Origin of the sequence: Azohydromonas lata NBRC 102462, from assembly GCF_001571085.1 — a bacterium.
Classification (GTDB): Bacteria; Pseudomonadota; Gammaproteobacteria; order Burkholderiales; family Burkholderiaceae_C; genus Azohydromonas; species Azohydromonas lata.
Genome location: NZ_BCTC01000147.1, coordinates 1 through 13480, shown reverse-complemented (window position 1 = coordinate 13480; position 13480 = coordinate 1). Strand labels below are relative to the sequence as shown.

At 69.7% G+C, this 13480-nt stretch carries 14 protein-coding genes and 1 pseudogene; 2 read left to right on the top strand and 13 right to left on the bottom strand.

Annotation, left to right across the window (positions count from 1 at the left end; all coding sequences use genetic code 11):
- Both ALA01S_RS28300 and ALA01S_RS28295 read left to right on the top strand, forming a co-directional pair.
- Positions 1 to 1208 (top strand): heavy metal translocating P-type ATPase (locus tag ALA01S_RS28300; RefSeq protein WP_157119341.1); only part of this gene is annotated, 1208 nt, incomplete at its 5' end.
- 1 nt (position 1209) lies between these two features.
- The gene (locus ALA01S_RS28295) at positions 1210 to 1695 is read left to right on the top strand and encodes an SRPBCC family protein (protein ID WP_238446931.1); all 486 of its coding nucleotides are present in this window, start codon (positions 1210 to 1212) and stop codon (positions 1693 to 1695) included.
- Positions 1696 to 1716: 21 nt separating this feature from the next.
- Here ALA01S_RS28295 and ftsH read toward each other — a convergent pair whose 3' ends face one another.
- The 13 genes and pseudogenes from ftsH to ALA01S_RS28225 all read right to left on the bottom strand — a co-directional run bounded on the left by ftsH (position 1717) and on the right by ALA01S_RS28225 (position 13339).
- Positions 1717 to 3618, bottom strand: coding sequence for an ATP-dependent zinc metalloprotease FtsH (gene ftsH / locus ALA01S_RS28290; RefSeq protein ID WP_051244362.1), 1902 nt, complete (start codon positions 3616 to 3618; stop codon positions 1717 to 1719).
- Between the two features lie 99 nt (positions 3619 to 3717).
- Positions 3718 to 4062: a YHS domain-containing protein gene (locus tag ALA01S_RS28285; RefSeq protein ID WP_043461588.1), complete on the bottom strand. Its 345-nt coding sequence runs from the start codon at positions 4060 to 4062 to the stop codon at positions 3718 to 3720.
- A 70-nt stretch (positions 4063 to 4132) separates the two neighbouring features.
- Entirely contained in the window at positions 4133 to 4783 is a 651-nt protein-coding gene (locus ALA01S_RS28280) for a DUF6629 family protein (protein WP_066342598.1), read from the bottom strand.
- A gap of 45 nt (positions 4784 to 4828) precedes the next feature.
- Positions 4829 to 5056, bottom strand: a complete 228-nt coding sequence (locus tag ALA01S_RS28275) for a DUF2933 domain-containing protein (protein ID WP_066342595.1) — start codon at positions 5054 to 5056, stop codon at positions 4829 to 4831.
- A 66-nt stretch (positions 5057 to 5122) separates the two neighbouring features.
- Positions 5123 to 6483 (bottom strand): annotated as a pseudogene (locus ALA01S_RS28270) (MBL fold metallo-hydrolase RNA specificity domain-containing protein).
- Between the two features lie 20 nt (positions 6484 to 6503).
- The gene (locus ALA01S_RS28265; protein ID WP_043461583.1) at positions 6504 to 7175 is read right to left on the bottom strand and encodes a methyltransferase family protein; all 672 of its coding nucleotides are present in this window, start codon (positions 7173 to 7175) and stop codon (positions 6504 to 6506) included.
- Between the two features lie 27 nt (positions 7176 to 7202).
- The gene (locus ALA01S_RS28260) at positions 7203 to 9017 is read right to left on the bottom strand and encodes a DUF3141 domain-containing protein (protein ID WP_238455988.1); all 1815 of its coding nucleotides are present in this window, start codon (positions 9015 to 9017) and stop codon (positions 7203 to 7205) included.
- 139 nt (positions 9018 to 9156) lie between these two features.
- A complete protein-coding gene (locus ALA01S_RS33645) occupies positions 9157 to 9447 on the bottom strand; it encodes a hypothetical protein (RefSeq protein WP_156902151.1) in 291 nt (96 codons plus the stop codon).
- A 160-nt stretch (positions 9448 to 9607) separates the two neighbouring features.
- Positions 9608 to 10027, bottom strand: coding sequence for a hypothetical protein (locus ALA01S_RS28250; protein ID WP_156902150.1), 420 nt, complete (start codon positions 10025 to 10027; stop codon positions 9608 to 9610).
- Positions 10028 to 10954: 927 nt separating this feature from the next.
- Positions 10955 to 11122, bottom strand: a complete 168-nt coding sequence (locus tag ALA01S_RS34155; RefSeq protein WP_169517159.1) for a hypothetical protein — start codon at positions 11120 to 11122, stop codon at positions 10955 to 10957.
- Positions 11123 to 11158: 36 nt separating this feature from the next.
- Positions 11159 to 12232: an ACR3 family arsenite efflux transporter gene (arsB, locus tag ALA01S_RS28235; RefSeq protein WP_029001677.1), complete on the bottom strand. Its 1074-nt coding sequence runs from the start codon at positions 12230 to 12232 to the stop codon at positions 11159 to 11161.
- Between the two features lie 19 nt (positions 12233 to 12251).
- The gene (locus ALA01S_RS28230; protein ID WP_029001676.1) at positions 12252 to 12755 is read right to left on the bottom strand and encodes an arsenate reductase ArsC; all 504 of its coding nucleotides are present in this window, start codon (positions 12753 to 12755) and stop codon (positions 12252 to 12254) included.
- Positions 12756 to 12835: 80 nt separating this feature from the next.
- A complete protein-coding gene (locus ALA01S_RS28225) occupies positions 12836 to 13339 on the bottom strand; it encodes an arsenate reductase ArsC (protein WP_029001675.1) in 504 nt (167 codons plus the stop codon).
- Between the last annotated feature and the right edge of the window lie 141 nt (positions 13340 to 13480).

Here is a 13480-nt window from a genome sequence, read left to right as displayed (position 1 = left end):
CCGACCAGGTCGCCGGTTGGTTCGTCATGGTGGTGGTGGGCATTGCGCTGCTGACCTTCTTCGCCTGGGGGCTGTTCGGGCCCGAGCCGGGCTGGGTGTTCGGCTTCATCAACGCGGTGGCCGTGCTGATCATTGCCTGCCCGTGTGCACTGGGCCTGGCCACGCCCATGTCGATCATGGTCGCCACGGGCAAGGCCGCCACGCGCGGCGTGCTGTTCCGCGACGCCGCGGCCATCGAGCGGCTGCGTGACGTGGACACGCTCATCGTGGACAAGACGGGCACGCTCACCGAAGGCAAGCCGGCGTTTGAGCGTGCCGTGCCGGCGCCGGGCTGGGACGCCGACGAGGTGCTGCGCCTGGCCGCGAGCCTGGACCAGGGCAGCGAGCACCCGCTGGCCGACGCCATCGTGGCCGCCGCGCGGCAGCGGGGCCTGGCGCTGGACAAGCCCGAGGAGTTCGAGTCGGGCAGCGGCATCGGCGTGCGCGGGCGCGTGGCCGGCCGTGCGCTGGCGCTGGGCAACACCGCGCTGATGCAGCAGCTGGGCGTGGCGGTGGAGCCGCTGGTGCCGCAGGCGGAAGGGCTGCGTGCCGAGGGTGCGAGCGTCATACACCTGGCCGTGGACGGGCAGCTCGCCGGGCTGCTGGCCGTCGCGGACCCGGTCAAGGCCAGCACGCCCGAGGCGCTGAAGACGCTGCGCGAAGCGGGCCTGCGCGTGATCATGGCCACGGGCGACGGCGTGACCACCGCCCGCGCGGTAGGCGCGCGCCTGGGCATTGACGAGGTGCACGGCGAGGTGAAGCCCGCCGACAAGCTGGCGCTGGTGGACGGCCTGCAGCGCCAGGGCAAGGTGGTGGCGATGGCCGGCGACGGCATCAACGACGCGCCGGCGCTGGCCAAGGCCGACGTGGGCCTGGCCATGGGCACGGGCACCGACGTGGCGATGAACAGCGCCGCCGTCACGCTGGTCAAGGGCGACCTGCGCGGCATTGCGCAGGCGCGCGTGATCTCGCAGGCGACGATTGCCAACATGAAGCAGAACCTGGGCTTCGCCTTCGTCTACAACGCGCTGGGCGTGCCGCTGGCCGCCGGGCTGCTGTACCCGTTCACCGGCTGGCTGCTGTCGCCCATGATCGCCGCGCTGGCCATGAGCCTGAGCTCGGTGTCGGTGGTGGGCAATGCGCTGCGGTTGCGGGGCAGCAAGGTGTGACGTGGCCCAGCCGCTGCGCCTGCGGCACCGCACCGAGGTGCTGGTCAACGCCGACGCACAGCGGCTCTTCGAGCATCTCGACGACCCGCGCCGGCTGTCCGCCCACATGGGCAAGCCCTCGGCCATGATGGCCGGCGCCGCGATGGCCCTGACCACGGATGCTGGCGGCGGGCGCTCCATCGGCTCGGTCTACCGCCTGCACGGCAAGGTGCTCGGCCTGAATCTCGACGTGAGCTCACGGGTCGAGGAGCGCGCACCGCCGCTGCGCAAGACTTGGCACACGGTGGGCGAGCCGCGGCTGCTCGTCGTGGGCCGCTACCGCATGGGCTTTGACATCGCGCCGCTGGAGCGCGGCTGCCGGCTGGGCGTCTTCATCGAATACGCCTGGCCCGAGAGCCGCCCCTGGTTGGGGAGGATCTTCGGCGCGGCATACGCGCGCTGGTGCACCCGGCGCATGGCCATTGATGCTAGAGCGGCTTTTCCTTGAGAAGTGCGTTGCTGGCGGTGTTTACGGCGTCACCGCGCTTGTGACCGGCACCTGAAACACCGGATCGGCCCCCACGCGGGCCAGCACGGTATCCAGCATTGCCCGGTCCACCGTCTCCTTCTCCAGCAGCAGTTTCGCCAACGCTTCCAGTTGCTCGCGGTGCGTCTGCAGCGTGGCCGTCACGCGCTGCTTGGCCTCGTCCAGCAGCTGTCGCACCTCGGCGTCGATGGCCTCGGCGGTGCGCTCGCTGCAGTCGCGTTGCTCCCCACCGCCCGGCACGGCCAGGAAGGCCGAGCGCGGTGCGGTCTCCCAGGTCGCCAGCCCCAGCGTCTGGCTCATGCCGTACTGCGTGACCATGTGCCGCGCCATGTCGGTGGCGCGCTGCAGGTCGTTGGCTGCGCCCGTGGAGATGTCGTTGAAGACGATCTCCTCCGCCACGCGCCCGCCCAGCAGCACGTCCAGCCGGTCCAGCAGCTCGCTCCTGCGCAGCAGATAGCGGTCCTCGGTGGGTGACTGCTGGGTGTAGCCCAGGGCCGCGATGCCGCGCGGGATGATGGAGATCTTGGCCACCCGGTCAGCCGTGGCCCGGTGCTCGGCCACCAACGCGTGGCCGGCCTCGTGGTACGCCACGAAGCGGCGCTCTTCGGGGTTCATGACGCGGTTGCGCTTCTCCAGCCCGGCCACGATGCGGTCCAGCGCCTGCTCGAAGTCATCCATGTCCACGGCGTCCTTGCCGAGCTTGGCCGCGCGCAGCGTGGCCTCGTTGACCAGGTTGGCCAGGTCCGCGCCCGCAAAGCCGGGCGTGCGCGCGGCGACGGCGTCCAGGTCCACGCCGGGTGCGAGCTTCACGCTCTTCACGTGCACATCCAGGATCTGGCGCCGGCCCTTGCGGTCGGGCTTGTCGATGGACACGTGCCTGTCGAAGCGTCCCGGGCGCAGCAGCGCCGGGTCCAGGATCTCGGGCCTGTTGGTCGCGGCCATGATGATGACGCCGCGGTTGCCGTCGAAGCCGTCCATCTCCACGAGCAGCTGGTTGAGGGTCTGCTCGTGCTCCTCGTGCCCGCCGCCGAAGCCGCCCAGCCCGCGCGCCTTGCCCAGGGCATCGAGCTCGTCAATGAAGACGATGCACGGCGCCTTGGCCGCGGCCTGCTCGAACAGGTCGCGCACGCGTGCCGCGCCCACGCCGACAAACATCTCCACGAACTCCGAGCCGCTGAGCGAGAGGAACGGCACGCGGGCCTCGCCCGCCACCGCCTTGGCCAGCAGCGTCTTGCCGGTGCCGGGCGCGCCCACGATCAGCACGCCCTTGGGAATCTTGCCGCCCAGGCGCTTGTAGCGCTCCGGGCTCTGCAGGAACTCCACCACCTCCATCAGCTCCTCGCGCGCCTCGTCGATGCCGGCCACGTCCTTGAAGGTCACGCCGGTTTCCTGTTGCATGTAGACCTTGGCCTTGCTCTTGCCGATGGACATCAGCCCGCCCGCGCCGCCGGCGCCGCCCATGCGCTTCATGAGCAGCCACCAGATGCCGAAGAACACCAGCGCCGGCGCCACCCAGGACAGCAGCATCGCGAACAGCTTGCTCTCGCGCACGCTGCCGTAGCGCACCTTGGCCGCGTCCAGGGCTGGCACCAGGCCGGGGTCGTCGATCAGCACGGTGGCGAAGCGGTGCTCGCCGCCCGCGGCCTTGAGCCGGTCCACCTTCTCCTTGGGCAGCACCTGCTCCAGCCCGTCGGTCTTGAGCGTGCCCGTGGCCATGCCGTCGGCAATCACGAGGTCCTGCAACTGCCCGCCGGCCACGGCCTGCTTGAACTCGCTGTAGCTCAGCGTGAGCGTGTGCCCCTGGCCGAGGTAGTCCTGCAGCAGCGTGATCAGGAACAGGGCGAGAAGCACGTACCAGAGCGAGAAGGTCTGTTTCTTGTCCATCGAAGCCATGCTTGGGTCTTGGTTGTCTGAAGGAGCGGGCCTGCGCCTTTGCCGGGCAGGTCTGGTGTGGGTCGTCGTGGTTCCTGGGGCGCGGGGCTTTCAGCAGCAGCCGCCGCCGTGGCCGCCATGCCGGTGCGCGGTGCCGGGCCCGTGGCGGCCGGCGCCGCCGCGCAGGTAGCGTTCGGGGTCGGACTGGAAGCGCTCCAGCGTCTCGCGCGAGGCGAAGTGGTAGACGCGCCCGCCGTGCTGAGCCGTCAAGGTGCCGTCGCCTGCTGCGGGCTCGCCGCTGACCGGGTCGGTGGACGACCAGTCCACTCCCGGGCTGGCCTGGGGATGCGGGCGGGGTGCGGCGAAGCCTCGACCCACACCGGCGCGTCGCAGCAGGAAGACCAGGGCGCCCAGCACCAGCAAGGCGACGAGCCAGTTGTCGTTGAGCCATTGCATGGCACTCTCCTTTGTCGATAGGGTGGCACGCGCTGTGTGCAGCGTACCGGTGCGGCCTCCACGGGCCCTGTCATGGCCGCGCTCCGGCAAGCCTGTTCGGGTGCTGACTCAGGTGCAGGCACACCACGATGCTGAGGAGGGCGGCGAAGAAACACCAGACGGAGATGAACCAGCGGGCGTAGGCCACGTAGGCCAGGACCGAGGAGGCGAATGCCAGCGCGCCGAACAAGCGCACCCGGCCGTGGCTCGACAGCAGCAGGCTCAGCGTCGTGGCGGCCAGGTACAGCGCCATCACGGCCGGGATGTAGAGGTGGGGCGCGTCGTACTCGATGTGCCGCCCGATCGGGCGTGCCACGATGCCGTCGCTCACCAGCGTGGCCAGCAGGTACAGCCCCACGCTCAGACCCACCGCCACCGCGGCACCCAAGGCTTTGCGCCGGGTGGCTGTGCGCTCCAGCAGCCAGCCGGCCACGGGGACGTAGATGGGCCACAGCACGTGCGAGAACAGCGAGTACAGCATCGCGGCCGCCGTGTTGAGCCGCTCCAGCGCCGGATCGAAGGTGAGCCACACCACGCCCTCGGTCAGTTGCTGGATCGCGAACAGCAGCGGTATGGCGGCGTAGGCGAGTTCCGAGCGATGCCGAACCCTGCGCAGCGTCATCACGCCGACACCGGCCAGGAAGGTGCCGGCTGCAAGGCTTGCGGTCGCCGAAAAGCACATGTCACCCCACCTGGACAGCGCGGTGTTCGCACCCGGTGCTTGCACTCATGGCGGGAACCTGTCGTCGTCCGGGCCGTCGTGCTCGCAGGCGCGCGTGTTCAGGTACAGCAGCAGCACGCAGGCGCCCACCAGCGCGTGCAGCACCCAGCCCAGGACGTGAGCGCGGTGCTCGCTCCAGAGCAGGAACAGCGCGATGACCATGAAGGCGGCAAAGATCCAGCGGCTCCAGGAACGGAAGGCCGGCTGCGGGGGCGGGGCTTGCGACTTGTCCATGAAGGGGTCTCCTGTGGAGCGAAGAATCAGGGGAAGCGGTTGGCGCGGCAGTTTTGCGGTCAGGGCTCAAGCGCCGAGATCCACGCTGCGGCCCAGCAGTGGCACGCTGGCCGACCAGCCCAGCTCATGGCTGATGCGCTGGCGCAGCGCGTCCGCGGCCGCCGGTTCGCCGTGCGTGACGAACACGCGCTGCGGCGGCCATGGCGCCGTGGCGAGCCACTGCACCAGCTGCGCCGCGTCCGCATGGGCCGACATGCCTTCGAGCGACGCCACTTCCGCGCGCACCGGCACGTCCTGGCCGAAGACGCGCAGCGTGCGCTCGCCCCCAGCAGCCGCGCGCCGCGCGTGCCGCCCGCCTGGTAGCCCACCAGCACGACGGTGTTGCGGGGGTCGGGCAGCCGCTGGCGCAGGTGGTGCAGCACGCGTCCGCCCGTGGCCATGCCGCTGGCCGAGACGATCACGGCCGGAAAGCGCGAGCGGCTCACGGCGCGGGACTCGTCAGCCGTGCGCACCATCTGCGCCACGCCGCACATGCCGGCGCACTCCTGCGCGGAGAGACGGTGCTCGGCGCGGTGCCGGTGGTAGATCTCCGTCATGTCGATGGCCATCGGGCTGTCGAGAAACACCGGCAGGTCCGGTATCGCGCCGCGCTGCTTGAGCCGGTAGAGCATGTACAGCAGCGTCTGGGCACGGCCCACCGCGAAGGCCGGCACGACCACGGTGCCGCCGCGCGCGGCCGTGTACGAGATCACCTCGCCCAGCGCGGCCTCGGCATCCTGGGTGGGATGCAGCCGGTCGCCGTAGGTGGACTCCACGACGATCCAGTGCGCCGGCGTCACGGGTGCGGGCGCGCGCATGAGCAGATCGTCCGGGCGCCCCACGTCGCCCGAGAACAGCAGGGTCTGGCCTTCGACGTCCAGGGCCATGGACGCCGCGCCCAGGATGTGGCCGGCGCGGTGGAAAGTGGCCTTCACGCCCGGCACGACCTGGGCCGGCGTGTCGAAGGGCAGGTGCGCCAAGCGGCGCAGCGCCAGCAGGGCGTCGTCCTCGGTGTAGAGCGGCTGCGCCGGCTCGTGCCGCGAGGTGTGGTGCCGGTTGGCGAAGGCCGCGTCCTCCTCCTGGGTGCGCCCGCTGTCGGGCAGCAGCAACGTGCACAGCTCGATCGTGGGCGGCGTGGCCAGCACCATGCCCCTGAAACCCTGGCGCACCAGCAGTGGCAGCGTGCCCGAGTGGTCCAGGTGCGCGTGCGTGAGCAGCACCGCGTCGATGTCGTGGGCGTCGAAAGGCAGCAGCTCCCAGTTCATCTCGCGCAGCGCCTTCCAGCCCTGGAACAGGCCGCAGTCGATGAGCAGCTTGTGGCCGCGGTGTTCGAGCAGGTACTTCGAGCCGGTCACGGTGCCGGCTGCGCCCAGGAAGGTCAGCTTCATGGTCGTCACCCTTTGCGGTTTCACGCGCCGTGGCGGTGCTGCGTATCAGGCCCTGGTCGCCCCAGCCGCGGGAAGAAGCGCGGCGTGCGTGCCGCGTAGCGTGCCCACTCGCTGCCAAAGGCCCGCTCGGACTCGCGCTCCTCGGCCAGCGACAGCCGCACGTACATGAACACCAGGATGGGGAACATGGTGAGCGTCAGGATCGTGGGCCACTGCAGCAGGAAGCCGAACATGATCAGCACGAAGGCGACGTACTGCGGGTGGCGCACCCGCGCGTAGGGCCCTGACGAGGCCATCGTGCCGCGGCGCTGGTTGGCCCACAGCACCCGCCACGCCGCGGACAGCAGCCAGAAGCCGCCGCCGATGAAGACGGTGCTCAGCACGTGGAACGGACCCCAGTGCGGATTGGCCCGCCAGCCGAACATCACCTCCAGCAGGTGCCCGGCATCGTGCGAGAGGAAGTCCACGCCGGGGAAGCGCGAGCCCAGCCATCCCGAGAGCAGGTAGATGGTCAGCGGGTAGCCGTACATCTCGGCGAACAGCGCCACCAGGAAAGCTGAGAAGGCGCTGAAGGAGCGCCAGTCGCGCCGGCTCTGCGGCTTGGCAAAGCTGAAAGCGAAGATGATGAAAACCAGCGAGTTCACCACCACCAGGCCCCACAGGCCGTAGGAGGGGACGGAAGAATGGTCCATGAGCTTTCTCCGAAAGAGATGCCGCGGTCAGCTGCAGTTGGGTGAGGACTCAACCGGGATGGCTGCATCCGTGTTCCTGATTGCCGCAGGGTGGGCAAGCGCGCGGCAGTCGTCTTGAGCAATGTCAAGCCGTCCCGCCGCTTGTCCCAGCGGCGCGGGCGCGTGCAGCAGCTCGAACGAGGCTTCCACCCAGCGGTCGCGCAGCACCCGCCAGGCCGTGATGCCGTGCTCCACGGCAGCGCTGGCCGCACGCTCCAGCTGGAACCAAGGATTCGACGCCCGCGCAGTGTCCTGGGCTCCGGCAGCTTCGAGCGCCTGCCTGGCCGCTGGCAGCACGGCCAGGATGGGCTGCACCTGCTCGGACCAGCCCCGTACCCTGGTGCGCATCGGGTGCCACTGCTGCTGCAGCCGCGCGCCTTGCGGCGTCACCCACAGCCGCACCAGCGGCGACACCCAGGCCGTGTAGAGATCGTCCAGCTCGTTCGACAGCCGGCTCACGCGTTCGAAGCCGGGTCCCGGCGGCTCGAAAGGAAGGTCTTCGATTCGGCGTGGAAGGAACGCGGCGCCGGGCGCCGCGCCTTCAGATGCCGCATCGGTCAGCCGCATCTCGTAAAGCCCGGGCGGCCGCGACTCAATCGCTGCGGCATGGTGCAGGATTGCCCGGTGCTCACGCCGCGCCACGTCGGCCGAGACGAAGATCCCCAAGTGGCCGACGTCCTGGTGCAGCAGGTAGACGATGCGCTGCCCGGCCTCGACCAGCGCCTGTGTCGAGGGGTAGACCGCCTGCAGCCAGCCCAGCGCCTGGTGCGGCGGGGTGATGTTGTCGCCGTGGGAGCTGAAGATGACCAGCGGCGTGTGCACGTGCGCGAGGTTGGCGTGGCAGTGGCCATCGATCACCACTTCGCCGCTCTGCAGCCGGTTGCCAATGAAGAGCTCGCGCACGATGGCCAGGATCTCCTCGCGGCCCAGGAAGTAGAAGGCGTTCCACCAGCGCTCGAATTCGAGAAAGCGGTCGTGCTCGGCAGCGGGATCGGCGAACAGTCCGTCGTACTTCTTCCAGAGCCCTTCCGGGCGCAGCAACTCGAAGTTCTGCACCAGCCACGCACCGTCGAAGCGGCCGGCGCCAAGGTCAGCCAGCCAGTGCGCGGACCACGCACCGCCGGTGATGGCGCCGGACAGCCGCATCGGGTTGACATCGGGCTCCCCGGCCCAGTACGACAGCGGCGAGCCATTGAGCACCGCCAATCCGGCGCGGTGGTTGCAGTGCGACAGTGCCATCGTCGCAGCCCAGCCGCCCTGGCAGTTGCCGTAGACGATGGGCTCAGTGCTGGGATGGCGCCGGGCTACGAAGTCGATGAAGCGGGCCAGGGTCTGGACCACGGCGCCCATGGTCTGCCCTTCGAGCGGCTCGGGATCAAAGACGACGAAGTAGACGGGGTGGCCCTCGACCAAAGCCATGCCGACTTCCGAGTCGCGCCGAAAGCCGCCGATGCCCGGGCCGTGGCCGGCACGCGGCTCCACCACGACAACGGGTGCGGCATCAGGGCGGACGAAGCGTTCCAGGTGGTCACTCCCACAGCGGGTAATGCGCAGCAGGCGGTAGTTGCTTGGCGGCGAGCCGTCCCGGCCGTCAGCCACCTGCTCGGCGTCAAAATGCAGCAGCGGCGGCATGCCCGCCGCCTCGTGCTCGCGCATGCGCGCGGCTCGCTCGCGCAGCGTGTCCATCGTTGCCACCGCACGCCAGGCCGCGTCGGACCAGTAGCGCGCCAGGGCCGGCATGGCGGCGGGCAAGGTCCTCGCCACGGCAAGTCCGTGACCAGAAAACATCGCATCGGGGGGCATGGCAGGCACTCCTCGGGAACCAGGGGCTGGGGAAGGCTGCCTATGGGGGGCAGCTTCCCGTCATGAAGTCCTGGCGGGCACGGCGCCGGACCACGCAGGTGGGTCCGGGACGCCGGGACCGCCAGCAGCGCGCCGGGCCTTACTGGTTCTTGTGGAACTTGGCGTGGTCGTGCTTGCCCGCTGCGGTCTTGGACTTGGCCGGCGCGGACGCCTTGTCGGACGTGGCCTGGGCGCAGCCCATCGACTTGGACGACGGCATGTTGCGATCGGCCCCGTGGTCGTGGCGCGACATCATCTTGGAGCAGTCCTGCGGCATCGAGGCGGACATGGCCGGCGCGGGTGCAGCGTCGGACGGCGCTGCCTGGGCAAGAGCAGCCGTGGCAGCGAGGGTGATGGCGGCGGCGGCGCAGAGTTGGCGGACAAGGGTCATGGATTTCTCCCGGTGAAATGGAGTAGGGAACGGACTGCAGGGACTGCAACGCTCGGTCGAGCCGTACCTGTTGCCGACGGCAACAGGCTCATGGCAGGACACAGCGGAAAAGGCACGGGTGCGGTCGCAGGCAGCGCGAGCTGCCGCGGACACGGCCGCGCTACAAGGCCAACCGCAGGAACGCGATCGGTATGGGAGGCGCACCCGTGCTGTCGGGTGGCAATGCAGTCGAGCGCACGCGTACGGCCAGCGGCGCGGGGATCACCAGGGAAACCAGGACGGCGGGCAGCCAAGCCAGGCTGGCCGCATCGAGCGTGGGCTGCCAGGCCGAGGCAGCCACAGCCACCGCATCACAGAAGTCCAGGCAGTTGGCCTGGGCGGCGTCCGCGCCGTCGTCGTGATCAGGGTCGTCGCCATGATGGTGGTGCCCGGACACGCTCACGTGCTCCACGATCGCGCCGGCACCCTCGGCAGAAAGCCGCACGGCGCAGGCGTTGGCCATGCTCATCACGATGCCGAAAAGCCACGCCGACAGCACCAGGGCTGTCCAGCGGCGCAGCTGTCGGCGGTGAAGGGGCATGGCGTGGAGGGTGCGAGCAAGACGTGTTTGCGCACCAGCATAGACACCACCTCCTGACCATGGTTGACGGGGATCAACCCGGAGCCGGCACCTGCATACAGCCCGCAGAGACACGCACCAGTGGCGGCGCTCGCGCGCAGTGTCTTGGCCGCGGCTCGCGTGCATCCCGGGCGATGCCGCAGCTTGCCCAGGCCGCTCGGCGCAGCGGTCTTGACCTTGCCATGATGTCAAGGCCGCGACTGGCTGCCACCCCTCATCCGCAGCAACCATGAACACCGCCACCATCACTGCAACGACCCCGCCTGCAACGCCATGGGAGTTGCCCATCGAAAGCACATGACCTGCGCCTGCTGTATCGCCTGCGTGGAGTGGGCGCTCAAGCGTGTGCCGGGCGTGTTTGATGCCCATGTCAACCAGTGTTGGCGGCGGTCAGGAAGCGCGCTTTTCCGGCGGTGACGACGCGTTTTTCGGCGGCCAGCTGTGCGCCGGCTGCGCATTGGCTTGGCGCGGCGGATGGGTGGCCGTGAGGGGCGGCCGCAGCCTTGAAGGCGATCGGCTCAGAGGGCGGCGCGCTGGTGAAGGTCGGCTATGTCGCAGCGGCGGCGTCGTGCAGAGCGCTGAGCCGTGCGTTGACCGTGCCAAGTTCAGCAAGGTGACTCTCTTGGCAGGCGGTCAGCTGCAGCCGCTCGGCGTCACCAGCGGCGACCATGCGGTTCCCAAGCGCTGTCTCGATGGCCAGAAGTTCGTGCTCCAGCCAAGCGCAGCGGGCATTCATGGCCAACCGACCGTCCCTGTCCATGCAAGGCAGTTTGGCCGCAGGCATAGCACCGAGGGGGACGGGTATCGCGCTGACAATGGGCTGGCGCATTGCACAGGGCGCCTGGGGGTTGGCTGGGGGCGCCGCGCCGCAAGAAGACGCAACGGCCCTCAGAACGGCTCGTGCAGGTCGGGGGACACGCAGGGCTGCTGCGTTACGCGGCCTTCCCGCACCGCCCGCTGGATCTCAGCTCCGTAGGCAGCCCAGAGCTGGTCGCGCAGCATGTCCAACACCTCGAACACTGCCCGTGCCTGCTCCGGCGTCCAGTGCCTCTCCATCGTGAGCGCCAGACGCACGCAGCGCCTTGAAGCAGCTCAGGCTTTGCATGCGCCGGCCTCGTACCAGCCCTTGCTCTGGTTGACGATGCGCACCACCAGCAGCATCACCGGCACCTCGATGAGCACGCCCACCACGGTGGCCAGCGCCGCGCCGGACTCGAAGCCAAAGAGGCTGATCGCCGCGGCCACGGCCAGCTCGAAGAAGTTGCTCGCCCCGATCAGCGCCGACGGGCAGGCCACGCTGTGCGACTCGCCGAGCTTCCGGTTGAGCCAGTAGGCCAGCGCCGAGTTGAAGAAGACCTGGATCAGGATCGGCACCGCGAGCATCGCGATGACCAGCGGCTGCTTGAGGATCGCCTCGCCCTGGAAGGCGAACAGCAGCACGAGCGTGGCCAGCAGCGCCGTGATGGACCAAGGGCCGATCTTCGCCAGCGTCGCGTCGAAGGCGGCCTGGCCCTTCCTGAGCAGCGCCCGGCGCCAGAGCTGCGCTGCGATCACCGGGATCACGATGTAGAGCACCACCGACGTGATGAGCGTGTCCCAGGGCACCGTGATGGCCGAGAGGCCCAGCAGCAGCGCCACGATGGGCGCGAAGGCGAACACCATGATGGTGTCGTTGAGGGCGACCTGCGACAGCGTGAACAGCGCGTGCCCGTTGGTGAGCCGGCTCCACACGAACACCATGGCCGTGCAGGGTGCGGCGGCCAGCAGGATGAGGCCTGCCACGTAGCTGTCGAGCTGGTCCGCGGGCAGGTACGGCGCGAAGACCTGGCGCACGAAGATCCAGCCCAGCAACGCCATCGAGAACGGCTTGACGGCCCAGTTGACGAACAGCGTCACGCCGATGCCCCTCCAGTGGCCGCGCACCTGGTGGAGTGCGCCGAAGTCCACCTTCAGCAGCATCGGGATGATCATCACCCAGATCAGCAGCCCCACCGGCAGGTTCACCCGGGCCACTTCCATGCGGCCGATGGCCTGGACCGGGCCGGGCAGCATCTGGCCCAGCGCGATGCCGGCAACGATGCACAGGAAGACCCAGACGGTCAGGTAGCGCTCGAAGACGCTCATGGGCGCCGGAGCGGCGGCGCGGGCGGTCAGCGTGGTGTTCATGGATATGCCTCGCGCGCTTTCAGCTGCGGCCGATCTCGGCAAGCGCCACCTGCAGCGCGGCACGGTCCATGGTCCCCAGCGGCAGCGCGAGCAGCTGCAGCATGCGGTAGCCGATGGCCTGGCGCGTGAGCTCGAAGGCGCGACGTTTCCCCTCGTCGCCGCCCTCGGCGTTGGACGGGTCAGGGTAGCCCCAGTGCACCTTCACCGGCTGCCCGTTGCCGCCGAAGAACACCGGGCAGGACTCCGCCGCGGCGCTGTCGCACACCGTGATGACGATGGACAGGGGCGGCGCGCCGTCGGCCGAGAACTCGTCCCAGCTCTTGCTGCGGTAGCCGCCGGTTTCCACGCCGGCGTTGTGCAGCGCCTCCAGGGCGAACGGGTTGATGCGCCCGCTGGGTGCGCTGCCCGCGCTGTGGGCGCGCACGTCACGGCCCAGCCTAGCCGCGAGGTGGTTGAGCATCCCTTCGCTGAGCACGCTGCGCGCGGAGTTGTGGGTACAGAGGATCAGGACGTGAATGGTCATGGCTGCAGGCCCGGCGCTTCCCGGGTGCGTGGAGTCAGTCAAGGGAGATGCCCCGCCAAGGATCCCGGCGGGCTGGAGGATCAGGCGGCGCCGGTCTTGCCGATGCGCTCGATCTCGCGTTGCAGCGACATGCCCGCCAGCGTCTGCAGCGGCAGGGCCAGCATCAGCTCAATGCGGCGCTTGAGCACCAGCGCGGCATCCATGTAGGCGCGCTGCCGCTGCTCGGGCGTGCCTTCGACAGCGGCGGGGTCGGCCACGCCCCAGTGCGCCGTCATCGGCTGGCCCGGCCATAGAGGGCACAGCTCGCCGGCAGCCTTGTCGCAGACCGTGAAGACGAAGTCCATCTGCGGCGCTCCGGGCACGGCGAACTCGTCCCAGGACTTGCTGCTGAAGCCGTCCGTGGGGATGTGCCACTGGCGCAGCGTCTGCAGGGCCAGCGGCCGGATCTCGCCGGCGGGATGGCTGCCGGCCGAGTACGCCTTGAAGCGGCCGCGGCCCAGGTGGTTCATCAGGCCCTCGGCCATGATCGAGCGCGCGGAGTTGCCGGTGCAGATGAAGAGGACGTTGCGGACCTTGTCGCTCATGGTCGCCACCTTCAGCAGCAGGAGGTCGAGGACTTCACCGGGATGCCCAGCGGCTTGCCGCGCGGCGTGCAGCACGCGGCGGGTTCCGGCTCGGCGGCTGGCGTCTGGGCCGGCGTGCAGCAGGCTGCTGCAGCAGCGGCC

Coding starts and splice junctions, on each gene's coding strand:
- ftsH (WP_051244362.1), bottom strand. CDS start 3,618: ATGGACAAGAAACAGACCTTCTCGCTCTGGTACGTGCTTCTCGCCCTG.
- ALA01S_RS28285 (WP_043461588.1), bottom strand. CDS start 4,062: ATGCAATGGCTCAACGACAACTGGCTCGTCGCCTTGCTGGTGCTGGGC.
- ALA01S_RS28280 (WP_066342598.1), bottom strand. CDS start 4,783: ATGTGCTTTTCGGCGACCGCAAGCCTTGCAGCCGGCACCTTCCTGGCC.
- ALA01S_RS28275 (WP_066342595.1), bottom strand. CDS start 5,056: ATGGACAAGTCGCAAGCCCCGCCCCCGCAGCCGGCCTTCCGTTCCTGG.
- ALA01S_RS28265 (WP_043461583.1), bottom strand. CDS start 7,175: ATGGACCATTCTTCCGTCCCCTCCTACGGCCTGTGGGGCCTGGTGGTG.
- ALA01S_RS28260 (WP_238455988.1), bottom strand. CDS start 9,017: ATGCCCCCCGATGCGATGTTTTCTGGTCACGGACTTGCCGTGGCGAGG.
- ALA01S_RS33645 (WP_156902151.1), bottom strand. CDS start 9,447: ATGACCCTTGTCCGCCAACTCTGCGCCGCCGCCGCCATCACCCTCGCT.
- ALA01S_RS28250 (WP_156902150.1), bottom strand. CDS start 10,027: ATGCCCCTTCACCGCCGACAGCTGCGCCGCTGGACAGCCCTGGTGCTG.
- ALA01S_RS34155 (WP_169517159.1), bottom strand. CDS start 11,122: ATGGAGAGGCACTGGACGCCGGAGCAGGCACGGGCAGTGTTCGAGGTG.
- arsB (WP_029001677.1), bottom strand. CDS start 12,232: ATGAACACCACGCTGACCGCCCGCGCCGCCGCTCCGGCGCCCATGAGC.
- ALA01S_RS28230 (WP_029001676.1), bottom strand. CDS start 12,755: ATGACCATTCACGTCCTGATCCTCTGTACCCACAACTCCGCGCGCAGC.
- ALA01S_RS28225 (WP_029001675.1), bottom strand. CDS start 13,339: ATGAGCGACAAGGTCCGCAACGTCCTCTTCATCTGCACCGGCAACTCC.